Origin of the sequence: Paraburkholderia sp. BL27I4N3 (genome assembly GCF_003386115.1) — a bacterium.
Taxonomy (GTDB): Bacteria; Pseudomonadota; Gammaproteobacteria; order Burkholderiales; family Burkholderiaceae; genus Paraburkholderia.
In genome coordinates, this window is the sequence record NZ_QREJ01000001.1 from 3,128,223 (window position 1) to 3,144,374 (window position 16,152).

At 63.8% G+C, this 16,152-nt stretch carries 16 protein-coding genes; 11 read left to right on the forward strand and 5 right to left on the reverse strand.

Annotation, left to right across the window (positions count from 1 at the left end):
• Positions 1 to 29 precede the first annotated feature (29 nt).
• Positions 30 to 809 (reverse strand): SDR family oxidoreductase, encoded by a 780-nt coding sequence (locus tag B0G71_RS14280; protein ID WP_116142470.1) that lies wholly within the window; start codon positions 807 to 809, stop codon positions 30 to 32.
• Positions 810 to 1,173: 364 nt separating this feature from the next.
• On the opposite strand from B0G71_RS14280, the gene upp reads away from it, so the two are divergent.
• From upp to B0G71_RS14335, 10 genes are all read left to right on the forward strand, one after another.
• Positions 1,174 to 1,824 carry a uracil phosphoribosyltransferase gene (gene upp / locus B0G71_RS14285; RefSeq protein WP_012432337.1) on the forward strand — a complete coding sequence of 217 codons (651 nt, stop codon included), beginning with the start codon at positions 1,174 to 1,176 and terminating at the stop codon, positions 1,822 to 1,824.
• 485 nt (positions 1,825 to 2,309) lie between these two features.
• Positions 2,310 to 3,038: a YebC/PmpR family DNA-binding transcriptional regulator gene (locus tag B0G71_RS14290; RefSeq protein WP_106280309.1), complete on the forward strand. Its 729-nt coding sequence runs from the start codon at positions 2,310 to 2,312 to the stop codon at positions 3,036 to 3,038.
• A gap of 258 nt (positions 3,039 to 3,296) precedes the next feature.
• Positions 3,297 to 4,595, forward strand: a complete 1,299-nt coding sequence (gene purD, locus B0G71_RS14295; RefSeq protein ID WP_116142471.1) for a phosphoribosylamine--glycine ligase — start codon at positions 3,297 to 3,299, stop codon at positions 4,593 to 4,595.
• A 283-nt stretch (positions 4,596 to 4,878) separates the two neighbouring features.
• Positions 4,879 to 5,802: an oxygen-dependent coproporphyrinogen oxidase gene (hemF, locus tag B0G71_RS14305; protein ID WP_116142473.1), complete on the forward strand. Its 924-nt coding sequence runs from the start codon at positions 4,879 to 4,881 to the stop codon at positions 5,800 to 5,802.
• A gap of 52 nt (positions 5,803 to 5,854) precedes the next feature.
• Entirely contained in the window at positions 5,855 to 6,571 is a 717-nt protein-coding gene (locus B0G71_RS14310; RefSeq protein ID WP_404935469.1) for a nicotinate-nucleotide adenylyltransferase, read from the forward strand.
• A gap of 4 nt (positions 6,572 to 6,575) precedes the next feature.
• Positions 6,576 to 7,034, forward strand: a complete 459-nt coding sequence (gene rsfS, locus B0G71_RS14315) for a ribosome silencing factor (RefSeq protein ID WP_116142475.1) — start codon at positions 6,576 to 6,578, stop codon at positions 7,032 to 7,034.
• 70 nt (positions 7,035 to 7,104) lie between these two features.
• Positions 7,105 to 7,575, forward strand: coding sequence for a 23S rRNA (pseudouridine(1915)-N(3))-methyltransferase RlmH (rlmH, locus tag B0G71_RS14320; protein WP_106280297.1), 471 nt, complete (start codon positions 7,105 to 7,107; stop codon positions 7,573 to 7,575).
• 261 nt (positions 7,576 to 7,836) lie between these two features.
• Positions 7,837 to 8,466, forward strand: coding sequence for a nucleoside triphosphate pyrophosphatase (locus B0G71_RS14325; RefSeq protein WP_116148599.1), 630 nt, complete (start codon positions 7,837 to 7,839; stop codon positions 8,464 to 8,466).
• Positions 8,467 to 8,475: 9 nt separating this feature from the next.
• Positions 8,476 to 9,945: a ribonuclease G gene (gene rng / locus B0G71_RS14330; RefSeq protein ID WP_012432329.1), complete on the forward strand. Its 1,470-nt coding sequence runs from the start codon at positions 8,476 to 8,478 to the stop codon at positions 9,943 to 9,945.
• A gap of 209 nt (positions 9,946 to 10,154) precedes the next feature.
• On the forward strand, positions 10,155 to 10,817 hold the full coding sequence (locus B0G71_RS14335) for a dihydrofolate reductase family protein (RefSeq protein ID WP_116142476.1): 663 nt from the start codon (positions 10,155 to 10,157) through the stop codon (positions 10,815 to 10,817).
• Between the two features lie 59 nt (positions 10,818 to 10,876).
• Here B0G71_RS14335 and B0G71_RS14340 read toward each other — a convergent pair whose 3' ends face one another.
• The 4 genes from B0G71_RS14340 to B0G71_RS14355 all read right to left on the reverse strand — a co-directional run bounded on the left by B0G71_RS14340 (position 10,877) and on the right by B0G71_RS14355 (position 15,225).
• The gene (locus tag B0G71_RS14340) at positions 10,877 to 11,887 is read right to left on the reverse strand and encodes a response regulator (protein ID WP_116142477.1); all 1,011 of its coding nucleotides are present in this window, start codon (positions 11,885 to 11,887) and stop codon (positions 10,877 to 10,879) included.
• A 180-nt stretch (positions 11,888 to 12,067) separates the two neighbouring features.
• Positions 12,068 to 12,472: a response regulator gene (locus B0G71_RS14345; RefSeq protein WP_116148601.1), complete on the reverse strand. Its 405-nt coding sequence runs from the start codon at positions 12,470 to 12,472 to the stop codon at positions 12,068 to 12,070.
• A 7-nt stretch (positions 12,473 to 12,479) separates the two neighbouring features.
• Positions 12,480 to 13,817, reverse strand: coding sequence for a sensor histidine kinase (locus B0G71_RS14350; protein ID WP_116142478.1), 1,338 nt, complete (start codon positions 13,815 to 13,817; stop codon positions 12,480 to 12,482).
• A 1-nt stretch (position 13,818) separates the two neighbouring features.
• The gene (locus tag B0G71_RS14355; RefSeq protein WP_116142479.1) at positions 13,819 to 15,225 is read right to left on the reverse strand and encodes a class I SAM-dependent methyltransferase; all 1,407 of its coding nucleotides are present in this window, start codon (positions 15,223 to 15,225) and stop codon (positions 13,819 to 13,821) included.
• Between the two features lie 501 nt (positions 15,226 to 15,726).
• Between B0G71_RS14355 and B0G71_RS14360 the strand changes: the two genes are divergently transcribed.
• Positions 15,727 to 16,152: a CopG family transcriptional regulator gene (locus B0G71_RS14360; protein ID WP_116142480.1), complete on the forward strand. Its 426-nt coding sequence runs from the start codon at positions 15,727 to 15,729 to the stop codon at positions 16,150 to 16,152.

Consider the following 16,152-nt stretch of genomic DNA (forward strand, 5'->3'; position numbering starts at 1 on the left):
GCTTGTGGTGATGCTTTAGGACGTGCCGTTCAGAACGTCCCGGGATAGGCGCCGCCGTCGATCAGCCAGTTCTGTCCGGTGATATAGCCGGCATGCACGCTGCACAGGAACGCGCAGGCAGCGCCGAATTCCTCGCGGGTGCCGAAACGGTCGGCGGGAATCGTCTTCGTGCGCTGCCTGCGCCCCTCGTCGACCGAAATGTTCTGCGCCTTGGCTTGCGCCGCGAACGTGACGCCGATGCGGTCGGTGTCGAACAGCCCCGGCAGCAGGTTGTTGATGGTCACACCGGTGGGCGCGACCTTGCGCGCGAGTCCCGCGACGAAGCCGGTCAGCCCCGAGCGCGCGCCATTGGACAGCCCGAGCACGTCGATCGGCGCCTTCACCGCCGAACTCGTGATATTGACGATGCGCCCGTAACCTTTCGCGCTCATCGAGTCGATGGTCGCGCGTATCAGCTCGATCGGCGTGAGCATGTTGCTTTCGAGCGCACGGATCCAGTCTTCGTGCGTAAAGTCGCGGAAGTCGCCCGGCGGCGGGCCGCCCGCGTTGTTGACCAGAATGTCCGGCTGCGGACAGACGGCGAGCGCCGCGGCCCGGCCTTCCGGCGTGGTGATGTCGCATGCCACCGTCTTCACTTCCACACCGCTTTGCTTGCGAATCTCCGCCGCGGTCGCTTCCAGCGTCTCGGCGGTGCGCGCGACGATCGTCAGGTTGACGCCTTCGGCGGCGAGCGCTTCCGCGCAGCCGCGCCCCAGGCCTTTGCTGGCCGCGCACACCAGCGCGGTGCGTCCTGCGATTCCCATGTCCATATGTGTGCTCCTCGTGAAGTTGTGCCGCGTGCCAGACACCGGGCCGCCGCAAGTTTTCTTACGTTCCTCAGAGGCCTGGCGTAAAGCGACAGGTCCGGGGCCGCATTCTCGCGATAACCCCGGACCGCCTCGCGCGCTCTCCCCTCGGCCTCGGCCCCGGCGAGATATCCCGGACCCTCGCGCGGCAAGTTTCCCCGATTCTAGAAGAATCGGTGCCGGACTGCGGCGGGCCGCTGCAATCTCCGGTATCTTCCGGCGGCACTCTTTCGGTAAACTTGCGCCGTGGCGCGTCCGCCAGCCTGCCGGTTTCCCGGCCGCGCGGCGCGCCGAACCGATCCCTCTAGCCGCCCCGTGCGCACCCGCCATGACCCAGGACAGCCGTTTTCCCAATCTCTTCATCCTCGATCACCCGCTGATCCAGCACAAGCTGTCGCATATGCGCGACCGGGATACCTCGACTCGCACGTTCCGCGAACTGCTGCGTGAAATCACGCTGCTGATGGGCTACGAGATCACCCGCAATCTGCCCATGACCACGCGCCGCCTGACCACGCCGCTCGTCGAAATCGACGCGCCGGTGATCGCCGGCAAGAAGCTGGCGATCGTACCGGTGCTGCGGGCCGGCATCGGCATGTCGGACGGCCTGCTGGAACTGGTGCCGTCGGCGCGGGTGGGCCACATCGGCGTGTATCGTGCCGAAGACCATCGGCCGGTGGAATATCTGGTGCGTCTGCCCGACCTCGAAGACCGCGTGTTCATCCTGTGTGATCCGATGGTCGCCACCGGCTACTCCGCCGTGCACGCGGTCGACGTGCTCAAGCGCCGCAACGTGGCCGGCGAGAACATCATGTTCCTCGCGCTGGTCGCCGCGCCCGAAGGCGTGCAGGTGTTCCAGGACGCCCATCCGGACGTCAAGCTGTATGTCGCCTCGCTCGATTCGCATCTGAACGAGCACGCGTACATCGTGCCGGGTCTCGGCGACGCCGGCGACCGCCTGTTCGGCACGAAAAACTGAAAGCGGCCTGAAAAGCGCGTGACGGCGCGCGCCGGCCGCCGTCATCACGCACTTTTCGCGGCGTTCGCCGCTATCTCGTCCTCTGCCGCGCCCCTGCGGCGTGATAAAATTCGAATCCGCTCAAAGAGCGGCTCAACTCGCATTACCGTCGACCACACCGCCTGGCGCATCGCGCCTTTCGCGGGGCCTGGCAGGCCGGCGCGGCGTTTGCCGCATGCCAGCCGCACCGCCCCGTCCCAATCGCGCTGCCGACTCGCGGTCCCGCCAGCGGGGCCCGGCGGACCGCGAGCAGGCTCGAGACGCTCAGCCACGGCGGGTTGGCCACGAACAGTTGAGCCGGACAGTCAGGCAGCGGGCGGTTTGACAGCGAGGCGCACAATACCGCGAACGCGCGCACAGGCGCGCGAACACGAGCAAGCGCCCGACATCGCAACGACAATTGCACAATGCGTGCGCCCCACCGGCGCGCGCGATGGAGAACAGGTATGGCGGGTCATTCGAAATGGGCCAACATCAAGCATAAGAAAGCAGCGGCCGACGCCAAGCGCGGCAAGGTCTGGACGCGGCTCATCAAGGAAATCCAGGTCGCGGCGCGCATGGGCGGCGGCGACATCGACTCGAACCCGCGCCTGCGGCTCGCCGTCGAAAAGGCGTACGACGCCAACATGCCGAAAGATAACGTCAACCGCGCGATCCAGCGTGGCGTGGGCGGCGTGGACGGCGCAAGCTACGAAGAAATCCGCTACGAAGGCTACGGCATCGGCGGCGCGGCGGTGATCGTGGACACCATGACCGACAACCGCACGCGTACGGTGGCGGAAGTGCGTCACGCGTTCTCGAAGAACGGCGGCAACATGGGCACGGACGGCTCGGTGTCGTTCATGTTCGATCACGTCGGCCAGTTCCTGTTCGCGCCCGGCACGGCGGAAGACAAGCTGATGGAAGCCGCGCTCGAAGCCGGCGCCGACGACGTCGTCACGAATGAAGACGGCAGTATCGAAGTGCTGTGCCCGCCGAACGATTTCCCGAAGGTGAAGTCGGCGCTGGAAGCCGCCGGCTTCAAGGCCGAACTGGCCGAGGTGACGATGAAACCTCAGACGGAAGTCGAGTTCACCGGCGAAGACGCCGTGAAAATGCAGAAGCTGCTCGACGCGCTGGAGAATCTGGACGACGTGCAGGAAGTCTATACAAACGCCGCGATCGCCGACGAATGAGCGTGCCACGGCAGCGCGTGGCGCATGCACTTGCAGTGGCACTTGCACTTGCATGCACCCACGTCCGCGCCGCCGGCTGGCCCTCGTGTCGTTGCTGAGCGGGCGGGCGTGTGACCTCACATCGCGCGACCACCCGCGTTCGTACTGTGCCCTGCGCGCCGCCACCGGCTGCTGCGGGCTCCTTGCGAACCTTGCTGTCATTCCACGGCTGAGCGTGCTGCGTCAGCCGTTTATGGTTTTTAAGTCTCGGGGATTCACATGAAGTTACTCGTCGTCGGTTCCGGCGGTCGCGAACATGCACTCGCATGGAAGCTCGCGCAATCGCCGCGGGTTCAGCTCGTCTACGTTGCTCCGGGCAACGGCGGCACCGCCCAGGACGAGCGTCTGCGCAACGTCAACATCACCGAGCCGGCTGCGCTCGCCGATTTCGTCGAACAGGAACAGATCGCCTTCACGCTGGTCGGGCCGGAGGCGCCGCTGGCAGCCGGCATCGTCAATCTGTTCCGCTCGCGCGGTCTGAAGATTTTCGGGCCGACGAAGGAAGCCGCTCAGCTCGAAAGCTCGAAGGACTTCGCCAAGGCGTTCATGAAGCGCCACGCGATCCCGACGGCCGAATACGAAACCTTCGCCGACGTCGCCGCCGCGCACGCGTATCTCGACGCCAAAGGCGCACCGATCGTCATCAAGGCCGATGGCCTCGCCGCGGGTAAGGGCGTGGTGGTCGCGCAAACGCTGGAAGAAGCGCACGCCGCCGTCGACATGATGCTGTCGGACAACAAGCTCGGCGACGCCGGCGCGCGTGTCGTGATCGAGGAATTCCTCACCGGCGAGGAAGCGAGCTTCATCGTGATGGTGGACGGCAAGCATGTGCTGGCGCTCGCGTCGAGCCAGGATCACAAGCGTCTGCTCGACGGCGACCAGGGTCCGAACACGGGCGGCATGGGCGCCTACTCGCCCGCGCCGATCGTCACGCCGCAACTGCACGCCCGCGTGATGCGCGAAATCATCCTGCCCACAGTGCGCGGCATGGAGAAGGAAGGCATCCGTTACACGGGTTTCCTGTACGCCGGTCTGATGATCGACGCGCAAGGCAACCCGAAAACGCTCGAATTCAACTGCCGCATGGGCGACCCGGAAACGCAGCCGATCATGGCGCGTCTGAAGGGCGACTATTCGAAGGTGGTCGAGCAGGCGATTGCCGGCACGCTGGATACGGTGGAACTGGAGTGGGATCGCCGCACCGCGCTCGGCGTCGTGCTCGCCGCGTACAACTATCCGGACACACCGCGCAAGGGTGACCGCATCAACGACATTCCGGCTGAAACCGCGGATTCGGTCACGTTCCACGCCGGCACTACGCTGGCGGACAGCAAGCTGACCACCTCGGGCGGCCGCGTGCTGTGCGTGGTGGGACTGGCGGATTCGGTACGCAGCGCGCAGTCGGTCGCGTACGAAACGATCAACCAGATCTCGTTCGACGGCATGCAGTATCGCCGCGACATCGGCTACCGTGCGTTGAATCGCAAGCACGACGTCAAGACCGACGGCAAGCACTAAGCCACGACCCCACTCGCCCGCGTGCGGCGCCAACGGCGCTACACTGCGGGTTTTCGCGGCGGGTTTCGCTTCGCTATCCGCGCCCGCGGCATGACCTGGGGCGATATGAACCGACGCAGGCCCAACGTGGCCTGACCGAAGCCCGCCGCGGCGGCAGTATCCCGCCCGCAGCGAAAAACCGTATGGCCGCGCCTTCGCAGGTTCCCCCTGACGCCGGCCCGGCCGTCGCCCTTCACGATGAACCCGCGGCACGACGAGCGTGCCGCCCTCAGCATCTGCATTCATGACCGACTCGAGCTACGACGCACAGGCCGTGCGCAGCTGGCTGCAAGGCCTGCAAACGCATATCGCGGACACGCTCGGCGCGTTCGACGGCACGCCGTTCGCCACCGACGCATGGCAGCGCGCGCCCGGCGAGAAGCTGCGCGGCGGCGGCTACACGCGGATTCTGGAAGGCGGCAACTTCTTCGAGCGGGCCGGCATCGGTTTTTCGGACGTGGCCGGCGACGCCTTGCCGGGTTCGGCGAGCGCCGCGCGTCCGCAACTGGCCGGCCGCGGTTTCGAAGCAATGGGCGTATCGCTCGTGCTGCATCCGCACAATCCGCATTGCCCGACCGTGCATATGAATGTGCGTCTGCTGATCGCGACCAAGGCCGGCGAAGAGCCGGTGTTCTGGTTCGGCGGCGGCATGGATCTGACGCCGTACTACGGCTACGAGGAAGACGCGCAGCATTTTCATCGCACTTGCCGCGACGCGCTGCAACCTTATGGCGCGGACCTCTACCCGAGTTTCAAGCGCTGGTGCGACGAGTATTTCTTCCTTAAGCACCGCAACGAAGCGCGCGGCATCGGCGGGATTTTCTTCGACGATTTCTCGGCGCCGGGCTTCGACCAATCGTTCGCGATGCTCAGAAGCGTGGGCGACGCATTCCTCAAAGCGTACCTGCCGATCATCGAAAAGCGCCGCAGCATTCCATACGGCCAGGCCGAGCGCGATTTCCAGGCATACCGGCGCGGGCGCTACGTCGAGTTCAATCTGGTCTTCGACCGTGGCACACTGTTCGGGCTGCAGAGCGGCGGGCGCACGGAATCGATCCTGATGTCCATGCCGCCTGTGGTGAACTGGCGCTACAACTGGCACCCCGAACCGGGCACGCCGGAAGCGCGTCTTTATAGCGATTTTCTCGTGCCGCGCGAGTGGGTGTGAGGCTCATCAGGCCCGCACCGCGCCGCGCATCGTCACGACAAAGGATCTTCACCTGAAGCCGAACGCTCATCCTGTTGCCCTGCCTCGCCGGATCGGACTGCTCGGCGGCACTTTCGATCCGATCCACGACGGCCACCTCGCGCTCGCGCGGCGTTTCGCGCACGTGCTGCATCTGACCGAACTCGTGCTGTTGCCGGCCGGCCAGCCCTGGCAGAAAGCCGACGTCTCGCCGGCCGTGCATCGGCTGGCCATGACGCGCGCGGCGGCCAGCGAGCTGGCGCTGCCGGGCGCGACCGTGCGTGTCGCGACCGACGAGATCGAGCACGACGGCCCGACCTACACGGTCGACACGCTGCAACGCTGGCGTGAACGCGAAGGTCAGGACGCCTCGATTGCGCTCCTGATCGGCGCGGATCAACTGGTGCATCTCGATACATGGCACGACTGGCGGCGCCTGTTCGACTTTGCGCATATTTGCGCGGCCACGCGGCCAGGCTTCGACCTCGCGTCGATTCCGCCCGTGGTCGCAAAAGAAATCGACGCGCGCCGTGCCCGCGCCGACGTTCTGCAAGCCACGCCCTGCGGCCACTTGCTGATCGATACGACGCTTGCGTTCAACGTTTCGGCCACCGACATTCGCGCGCATCTGCGCGAACAGGTGAGCCAGCGGCTCGCCCTCGCGGGCGACGAACAGCAAGACCAGGCGGCGAGCCATGTCCCCACCGCAGTGTGGGACTATATTCTTCAACATCATCTGTACCACCGGTAACCCTATGGATATTCGCAAACTGCAACGCGTGATCGTCGACGCTCTCGAAGACGTCAAGGCGCAAGACATCAAGGTGTTCAACACCAGCCACCTGACCGCGCTGTTCGATCGCGTGATCGTCGCGAGCGGCACCTCCAATCGCCAGACCAAGGCGCTCGCTTCGAGCGTGCGCGAGAGCGTCAAGGAAAACGGCGGCGACATCATCAGTACCGAAGGCGAGGACATCGGCGAATGGGTGCTGGTGGATTGCGGCGACGCGATCGTGCACATCCTGCAACCGGCGCTGCGCCAGTACTACAACCTCGAGGAAATCTGGGGCGACAAGCCGGTGCGCATCAAGCTGTCCACGCCGGACCCGTTTGGCGGCGCGCGTTCGAGCGAACCCGATGAGGACGAAGACGAAGACGAAGCAGCGCCGGCCGTGAAGAAGCCCGCGCGCAAGACGGCCGCGCGCCGCAAGTAAGTCAGCCGGCGGGCTTTGGGCGACTCACACCGTTCCGGTCCGCGATGACATTCGCGATCTTCGATCCGTCATGAAACTGCATATCCTCGCCGTCGGCCACAAGATGCCGGACTGGATCGCCACCGGCTTCGACGAATACGCGAAGCGCATGCCGCCCGAGCTGCGCATCGAGTTGCGCGAAATCAAACCCGAGCAGCGTTCGTCGGGACGGCCCGCGGAAAGCGTGATGGCCGCCGAGCGGTTGAAAATCGAAGCCGCGTTGCCGAAGAACGCGCGCATTGTCGCGCTCGACGAACGCGGCAAGGACTGGACCACCATGCAGCTCGCCGGCGCCCTGCCCGGCTGGCAGCAGGACGGCCGCGACGTGGCGTTCCTGATCGGCGGCGCCGATGGACTCGATCCTCAGTTGAAAGCGCGTGCCGATATGCTGCTGCGCGTCTCCAGCCTGACCTTGCCGCACGCGATGGTCCGCGTGCTGCTTGCCGAACAGCTTTACCGCGCGTGGACCATCACGCAAAATCACCCCTATCATCGCGTGTGAGCGAATGAGGCGGCGCTGAGAATGCGCAGGTGCGGTTGGCGGGCGCGACGCCAGGTTGCGTGTCGTAGTCGCATGTTGCAGTCGCGCCTTCGCCGTGTTTTTCGGCTCGCATTTGCGGCGCTGACCGACGTGCATGCTGGCGTGCACAACAACGTGCGCGTAGCACGCGTCGTCATGCTCGCACCGCTGGTTTCCCACCGCACCGATCGACGCTCGACACCCGTCGCGCCCTCACGCAATCCGCTTCATCGAGACCTGTTCATGTCCACGTCCGCCGCTTCGCTGCATCCGTTCGTCTACCTCGCTTCGCAGAGTCCACGCCGCCAGGAGTTGTTGCAACAGCTCGGCGTGCGTTTCGAACTGCTGCTGCCGCGTCCCGATGAAGACGCCGAAGCACTCGAAGCCGAACTGCCCGGCGAACGCGCGCACGACTACGTGCAGCGGGTGTGCGTCGCCAAGGCGCATGCGGCGCGCGCGCGCCTCGTGGCCGGCGGCCATGCCGCGCGGCCGATTCTGGTTGCGGATACAACCGTCACGATCGACGACGCGATTCTCGGCAAGCCGGTCGATGCTGACGACGCCGTCGCGATGCTCAAGCGCCTCGCCGGCCGCGACCATGAAGTGCTGACGGCCGTGGCCGTGGTCGATGCCGAAGGCACGCTACTGCCGGCTGCGCTATCCGTGTCGAAGGTACGTTTTGCTGCACTGCACGCAGACGCGATCCGCCGCTATGCCGCGAGCGGCGAGCCGCTCGGCAAGGCGGGCGCGTACGGTGTGCAGGGGCGCGCCGCGGAGTTTATCGAGCATATCGACGGGTCCTATTCAGGTATCATGGGTTTGCCGCTTTTTGAATCCGCTGCCCTCCTGCGTGCAGCGCGCATCGACTTCTAAAATAACACCATGAATGAAGAAATCCTGATCAATGTCACGCCGCAGGAAACGCGCGTCGCGCTGGTCCAGCAAGGCGCCGTCCAGGAACTTCACGTCGAACGAACGCTGTCGCGCGGCCGCGTCGGCAACGTCTATCTCGGCAAGGTCGTACGCGTGTTGCCGGGCATGCAGTCCGCCTTCATCGACATCGGTCTCGAACGCGCCGCGTTCCTTCATGTAGCCGACATCTGGCACCCGCGCATTGCCGGCGAGCCCCAGCATCAGACACCGCATCAGCCGATCGAAAAAATCGTCTTCGAGGGGCAAACGTTGATGGTGCAGGTCGTGAAGGATCCGATCGGCACCAAGGGCGCGCGACTGTCCACGCAAGTGAGCATCGCCGGGCGCACGCTCGTGTATCTGCCGCAGGAGCCGCATATCGGCATCTCGCAGAAGATCGAGAGCGAAGCCGAGCGCGAAGCCGTGCGTGCGCGTCTGACCGCCGTGCTGCCCGCCGACGAGAAAGGCGGCTACATCGTGCGCACTATCGCCGAAGATGCGACTAGCGAGGAACTGGCCGGCGACGTCGCGTATCTGCGCAAGACGTGGGCGACGATTCTGTCGCAAGGTCAGCGCATGCCGCCCACCAGCCTGCTGTATCAGGATCTGAATCTCGCGCAACGCGTGCTGCGCGATTTCGTCAACGACGAGTCGTCGCGCATTCAGGTCGACTCGCGCGAGACGTATCAGATGCTGGCGGATTTCGCGGCCGAGTTCACGCCGGCGGTGTCGTCGAAGCTGCACCACTACACCGGCGAGCGGCCGCTCTTTGATCTGTACAACATCGAGGCGGAAATTCAGCGCGCGTTGTCGCGCCGGGTGGATCTGAAGTCGGGCGGTTATCTCGTGATCGACCAGACCGAAGCGATGACGACCATCGACGTGAATACCGGCGGCTACGTCGGCGCGCGCAATTTCGACGATACGATCTTCAAGACCAACCTCGAAGCCGCGCACACCATTGCGCGGCAATTACGTCTGCGCAATCTGGGCGGCGTGATCATTATCGACTTCATCGACATGGAGAACGTCGAGCATCGCGATCAGGTGTTGGGCGAACTGAAGAAAGCGTTGTCGCGCGATCGCACGCGTGTGACGGTGAATGGGTTCTCGCAACTCGGCCTTGTGGAGATGACGCGCAAGCGTACGCGTGAATCTCTTGCTCATGTGCTGTGCGAGCCTTGTCCGGTTTGCCAGGGCAAGGGGCAGGTCAAGACGCCCCGCACGGTGTGTTATGACGTGCTGCGCGAGATTCTGCGCGAGTCGCGCCAGTTCAATCCACGCGAGTTTCGCGTGGTGGCGTCGCAGCAGGTGATCGACCTGTTTCTCGAGGAAGAGTCGCAGCATCTGGCAATGCTGATTGATTTCATCGGCAAGCCGGTGTCGCTGCAGGTGGAGTCGAATTTGAGCCAGGAGCAGTACGATATTGTGCTGATGTGAAAGTGCTTTTTGTTTAGAAACAAACATCTGTAAAGAGATCGGCAGCCAGCTTCTCCTCTGGCTGCCGTTCTTCCCTTCCCGAATGCAATACCCGTCGTACTTGAACACTTCAACGCCTGCAAACGAACACGTCCAGACGCGCCACTTGTAGAGTTCCTACACGGCACTGTCCCAGAACGAATAGTTAGGCGTCCAGGCGGAGACACAAGATGACACGAGTTCGCGTTAACGGCTTTACCATCTCGCTCGACGGATACGGAGCAGGCCCAAACCAGGACATCGACAATCCGCTCGGCATTGGCGGGATGGATCTGCACCATTGGCTGATTCCAACACGCACGTTCCAGCGGGCCTTGTTCGGCAAGGACGGCGGCACGACCGGGGCAGACGACGACTTCGCGGCTCGCGGCTTTGAGAATGTCGGGGCCTGGATTCTCGGCAGAAACATGTTCAGCCCCGTTCGCGGGCCCTGGCCGGACATGAACTGGAAAGGCTGGTGGGGAGACAATCCGCCGTATCACGTTCCGGTCTTCATCGTGACGCATCATGCACGTCCACCCATCGAGATGGAAGGCGGCACGACGTTCCATTTCGTCACGGGTGGCATTCGCGAAGCGCTTGAAAGGGCACGCGAGGCGGCCGGCGGAATGGACGTGCGCATCGGCGGTGGAGCGAAAACGATTCAGCAGTATCTTCGCGAGAGCCTCATTGACGAACTGCACATTGCTATCGCGCCCGTCCTGCTCGGCGGAGGAGAACGGCTGTTCGAAGGGGTTGACTTGCGGGCTCTGGGATACGAATGCGTCGAATTCGTAGCGTCGGAGAAAGCCACGCACATGGTCCTACGGCGTCAAGGGCGCGCGGGCGCCTAAGCACTGATTGCCGCAGCCGGTCATGCGTGGGTTCTCGCACAGCGGATCGTCTCCTTCGCCTAGTCGAACGCCCGCTCCGAGAAGCGCTCGATCCAGAGCGCCAGGCGGTCGGCCGCAAAACTGGCGGCGCGTGTGCCGGCGCGGCAGACGATGGTGTCGCCTTCACGCGCAAACCGCAGGGCGCCGCCAGCTTCTTCCAGCCACAGCAGGCAGGCGAGCCAGGCGGCGTGCTCGGCCGATACGGCCTGCGCCACGGGTCGGGTGAGGAACTCACTCAACGTGGCCGGCGAAGTCCAGATCAGCGCATCGCCATCGCCGCGTACAGTGGCGCCGAGAACGTCAGCGAAAACCTGCACCGCATCGACAGCGCTGCGCCCCGCATTCCGCGTACGCAGTTCCGCCAGGCGCGTGCCAACCGCATGGCCAAAACTGCCGCTGCATTCGCTCTCGACCCGTACCAGATCGGCGTAATCCATACGCTGCCAGTCCGGCTCCACGTTGCGCGTACCGGCCAGATCGGCACCGGCCAGATAGGTCTCCACCGGCTGAAAGCGCCTTGGCCCGATCAGGCTGACGCACAACGTCTGCACGATGCCGATGCGAGTAGCCACGGTCTGCGTCTGCAGGACGCTCAGCTTCTCGCGCACGAGCTGGTCGCGTTCCTTGCGCAGTCCCGACAACTCCAGCGCCTGCTTCATCTCCATGCGCAGCGCGCTGATGTCCCACGGCTTCTTGATATAGCGATGTATCTGGCCCTGGTTGACGGCCTCGACGGTCTGGTCCAGCTCCGAATAAGCCGTCGTCAGAATTCGGACGATGTGGGGATAGCGCTCGCGCGCATAGCGCAGAAGTTCGTTGCCATATTCACCCGGCATACGCTGATCGGACACCAGCACAGCCAGGCTGCCGGCGTGGGCATCCAGCATTGCCTTGCCGTCCTCCACGGAGGCGCCCGTCACCACCGGCGCGATTGCACCGATGGCACGCTCGAAATATTTGACCGCGGTGGCTTCGTCATCGACGAACAGAATCGCCGGTGGCGGCGTCTGGTTGGCAATCGTATCGCTCATGGGTAACTCCTGATTCGATCCTTGAAATTTGGGAATTCCAGCGTCACGGTCATGCCGGCGCCGGACGCGGACGCGATCCTGATACGCTCGCCGCAGCACTGCATGACGCGGTTGCAGAAAATCATGTCCCGGCCGCTCACGCCCGCGTTCGTGATAACGGGTCGACCGGCATGCGCTGCATCACTTCGGGCGCGACACCGCGGCCGTAGCCGCGGATGCCAGCACCTCGCGGACCGTGGCCACGCCTAGCGGCTTCTCCAGGATTCGAAACACTTCGCCGGAATTGACCGCGCCCAGGAGCGCGTTGCTGTCCGCGTAGGCCGTCACCAGGATCCGGACGATATGCGGATACTCCTGGGAGACCTGCCGCAGCAGGTCGTCGCCGTGCCGGCCAGGCATGCGGAAGTCGGTCACCAAAATCGTCACCCGCGCACCTTCGCGGCGCAGGATCGACATGGCCTCGTCCGCGTTGCCGGCGAGCAGCACGTCATAATCGCGACCCGCCGAGCGCGCAAAGTACTTGCGAGCCAACTCCTCGTCATCGACATAAACGACAGTCTGCCGCGCTTGTTGGGTCTCTCTCATTTCCACATCACTCCAGACGCGGCAGGTCGAAGTTGAACGCCGTCCACTCGCCCAACTGGCTTTCCGCAAACAGTGTGCCGCCGTGCCGCTCCACCACCGCATAGCTGATGGACAGACCAAGGCCTAAGCCCTGGCCGACTTCGCGCGTAGTGAAGAATGGTTCGAACACCCGTGCCAGATTCTCCGCGGCGATCCCCGGGCCGTTGTCGCGCACATTTACGTGCAGCCGGTCGTCCCGCCATTGCGCCGTGACATGGACTTTCGGCGATGCGGTGCCGGCCTTGTGCATGGCCAGCGCGGCATTCGAAAACAGGTTGATGAGCACGCCGATGATGGCGGCTTCGTCGCCCAGCACGAGGGTATCGCCGGGCAGCTCGCGCGTGACGCTCACGCCGCGCAGTTCATGCGCGCTCAGCCGGATCGACGAGTCAAGTGCCTTCTCGAACAGGAACGGCACGTCGTCTGCCGCCGCACCGGGCTTGCGGTAGGCAAAGGTTTTCAGGTCCGACACGATATGCTGGATGCGGTGCATGCCCTGCTTGACGTCCGTCAGGCACTCCTGCAGCGACGGGCTGTCCTTGACCTCCGGTTCTTCCATGGCTATTTCAATGGCCATCAGGCAGAAATTCACCGGGTTGTTGACCTCGTGGAGCAGCCCTGCGGACAACGTACCGATTGCAGCCATCTTCTCCTGCTGCAGCAACTGGCCTTTAATCTGCGACAGGCTTTCATTGGTCAGCGCGAGCTGGTCGTTTTTGTGCGCCACCTCGTCCTTCAGCCGGAAAAGCTGGAAGCGGCCTTTCTCGTTGAAGTAGGTGTAAATGGAACTGGCCAACGCGCAGAAGAAGATCAGGATGAGCTGGAACTGAAACTTGCTTGGGTTCTGTATGCCGCCCGGATGCGCCGCGCAGGCAATGTAGTAGAGCAAGACGGTGGCGAGGCCGAATGCCAGCGTCTGCCAGTAGCCGGAGGGGAACAGAATCCCGACCGCGAAGATCGTCAGCATAAGCCCGGCATAGAACAGCGACTCCCCGCCCTGCGTGACATAAATCATCCACGAGATCATGGCCTGCGGCAGCAGCAGCCAGAAGAAAGTGATGACCTGCACCTGGCGTTTGCCCGTTTCCGTGTACAGCGAGAGCAACGCCAGGCCGATGGCCGCGCTGGTCAGCACCCGAATGATGGCAAAGCGCTTCTGCTCGGCCGGATACACGACATAGTCCAGCGCCACGCCCATCAGCACCAGCACGATCACGGTCAGGCCGCCAGCCTTGCTGCACAGCAACCGGTAGTCGCGCAGTTCTTCACGATAGTTCGAACGCAGCCCAGCCAGGGATGTCGTCATCTCAGGCTACTTGTTGCCGGCCGATCATTACCTCGGCGAATACGTTCACCCCGGTCGCATCCGTGTACAGGCGCGGCTCGCCACAGTTTTCCGGCATGATTTCGGCCATCTGTGCCTCGTTGCGATAGATCAGGTACCACTCCAGCACGTGCTCCATGCTGAGGCGCTCCGGGTTGTCGGCGTGGACATTGGTGACCAGCAGGCGGCCGCCCGGTCGGGTGCGGCTGGCGAAATGCTGGTTCAGCCGGGCGCAGACCTTGTCCGAGAGGTAGTCGAACAGGCCGGCGCAATAGACAGCGTCGAACTCGCGGACGTCCGGTGCGTCCGCATCCATCCGGCGCTTGAGCAGGTGGTGGACCGAGTCATGCGTGTAGCTGATGGTCATGGGCCTGGCCGTTTCCTGTGCAATCGCCGCGAGGCGGTCGCGCGTCCAGTCCAGTGTCTCCTGGCTGAAGTCGAGCAGTTCGAACGTCAGCCACTCCGGTTCGTCGTATTCACGCATGAATCGCTGAATCTCCTGAGCGGGGCCGCAGCCCACGTTCAGGACCCGGAACGGCCGCCGCGCGGCACGCGCCTCATTGGCCAGCCGGGTCAGGTAGTCCACCAGCAACTCGACGCGATTGCGGTGCGCGCGTGCCACGGCCGTCTGCAGGAAGGCCGCGTTGACGATCTGGAAATAGGTGCTCGGGCCCTGGCGGGGATCGTCGAGCATCTGGTTGACCATCTGGTAGTCGCCGGCATAGCCCAGCGGCTTGGTGAAGGTGCGGAAGACGAAGGGCGAACGCAGCAGCAGCGGATGGAGCGCGGCCTGGGCAAAGGCACGGTGTGCCGGCGCCAGTTCTTCGTCGACCAGACGCGCCTCGCCTTCGAATTCGTCGAAGTAGACCTTGGTCCTTTCCATCAGCGGCGATGCCAGTTCGAGGAAGAAATCCTCGCGCAGGCTTTTGCCATCCTTCGGCATGGTGTCGGCCAGATCCGCCTGCTCGACCCAGCGGGACATGTCCGAGAGAAAAGCCCGGATCTGGTTGACCGCGATCTGGTAGTCACGGCGGATCTTGAAGCGCTCGGCCCAGTCCTGCGAGAACCGGCGCGCTTCTTCCCCGACCGCGCGCGCCTCCAGCACGCCGCCGCTCAGTTCCCGCCACTCGGCGATCAGCGTGACTGAGACAATGGCTGTCAGGCCCGTGTTAACCATGCTGATCACGACCGCCTTGCCCGAATAGGCGTGCTCCACGCCCATCTTGACCGACAGGTCGCTCAGTACCTCACTGACCTGGACGATCGAGTACGGGTTATAGACCTCCATCACCAGGGACTTTCGCTGGAGATTGATGATCGTGCCCCGCACCTGCTCGCCCTGCGAGTTGAGGAAGCTCACTACCGGATCGATTTGCGTTTTGGAATACACAGTATGGCGGCCAGGAAAGTACCACGAGAAGTTGGTTTGGAATCTGGTGCGATACCAGGCCAGCAGACCGGCCGGTTCAGCGTCGATGGTTTCCTCAGGTCCCGGTGACGAAGCGTCGCCATGGATATTTCAGTTGTCGCAGCAGCAACTCATTTTCCGGCTGCGTACCCCTTCCTCCCGAACTGCATCGGCCGGACAAGTTATGCATTCGACCTGTCCGCTCATCTCGCGGCAGCGCGCGTGCTAATGGCATCACGGCTTCAACGAGACTTGTTAGCCCGGTGGCCCTGAAGGCCGGCTTCGGGACAATACGGCCCTTTGCGATTGCAGCATTCTACTGATAAAAAAGAATGCTGTCGTCTCACGCCAATTCATCGGCCAACTGCCGGGTAACTCCCGAACGAGCCCCCAATTTCCTCCTTGACCGTACTCCGTCGACAAGCGTATAACCATCCCATTGGATGTTATTTGGATGGTCTACGGATGCCACCCGGAGTGCAAATGCCGAAACTCAAGCTCGTCGACGCCTCACGCCCCAAAGGCGGCGAGACCGAAAAAATCACCATCAACCTGGGTCCGATCGACCTCGGCCAGATCGACCTGCTGGTCGAAGAAGGCTTTTACTCGAACCGCACCGACCTGATCCGCACGGCGATCCGCAACCAGATCGCGGTGCATGCCCAGGTCGTCGCGGAGACGGTGATCCGGCGCGCCATGGTGCTGGGCATGCAGCACTTCTCGCGGCAGGACCTCGAGGCGGCTCAAGCCGCGCACGAGCAACTCGACATTCACGTGCTAGGCCTCGCCAGCATCGCAGCCGATGTGCCGCCCGAACTCGCGGCGGCCACGATTGCATCGGTGGTGGTGCTCGGCGCCTTTCACGCGTCGCCCGCGGTCAAGGCGGCGCTCGCCGGCCGCATCAGCTAG

Coding starts and splice junctions, on each gene's coding strand:
- B0G71_RS14280 (WP_116142470.1), bottom strand. CDS start 809: ATGGACATGGGAATCGCAGGACGCACCGCGCTGGTGTGCGCGGCCAGC.
- upp (WP_012432337.1), top strand. CDS start 1,174: ATGACCCAGGACAGCCGTTTTCCCAATCTCTTCATCCTCGATCACCCG.
- B0G71_RS14290 (WP_106280309.1), top strand. CDS start 2,310: ATGGCGGGTCATTCGAAATGGGCCAACATCAAGCATAAGAAAGCAGCG.
- purD (WP_116142471.1), top strand. CDS start 3,297: ATGAAGTTACTCGTCGTCGGTTCCGGCGGTCGCGAACATGCACTCGCA.
- hemF (WP_116142473.1), top strand. CDS start 4,879: ATGACCGACTCGAGCTACGACGCACAGGCCGTGCGCAGCTGGCTGCAA.
- rsfS (WP_116142475.1), top strand. CDS start 6,576: ATGGATATTCGCAAACTGCAACGCGTGATCGTCGACGCTCTCGAAGAC.
- rlmH (WP_106280297.1), top strand. CDS start 7,105: ATGAAACTGCATATCCTCGCCGTCGGCCACAAGATGCCGGACTGGATC.
- B0G71_RS14325 (WP_116148599.1), top strand. CDS start 7,837: ATGTCCACGTCCGCCGCTTCGCTGCATCCGTTCGTCTACCTCGCTTCG.
- rng (WP_012432329.1), top strand. CDS start 8,476: ATGAATGAAGAAATCCTGATCAATGTCACGCCGCAGGAAACGCGCGTC.
- B0G71_RS14335 (WP_116142476.1), top strand. CDS start 10,155: ATGACACGAGTTCGCGTTAACGGCTTTACCATCTCGCTCGACGGATAC.
- B0G71_RS14340 (WP_116142477.1), bottom strand. CDS start 11,887: ATGAGCGATACGATTGCCAACCAGACGCCGCCACCGGCGATTCTGTTC.
- B0G71_RS14345 (WP_116148601.1), bottom strand. CDS start 12,472: ATGAGAGAGACCCAACAAGCGCGGCAGACTGTCGTTTATGTCGATGAC.
- B0G71_RS14350 (WP_116142478.1), bottom strand. CDS start 13,817: ATGACGACATCCCTGGCTGGGCTGCGTTCGAACTATCGTGAAGAACTG.
- B0G71_RS14360 (WP_116142480.1), top strand. CDS start 15,727: ATGCCGAAACTCAAGCTCGTCGACGCCTCACGCCCCAAAGGCGGCGAG.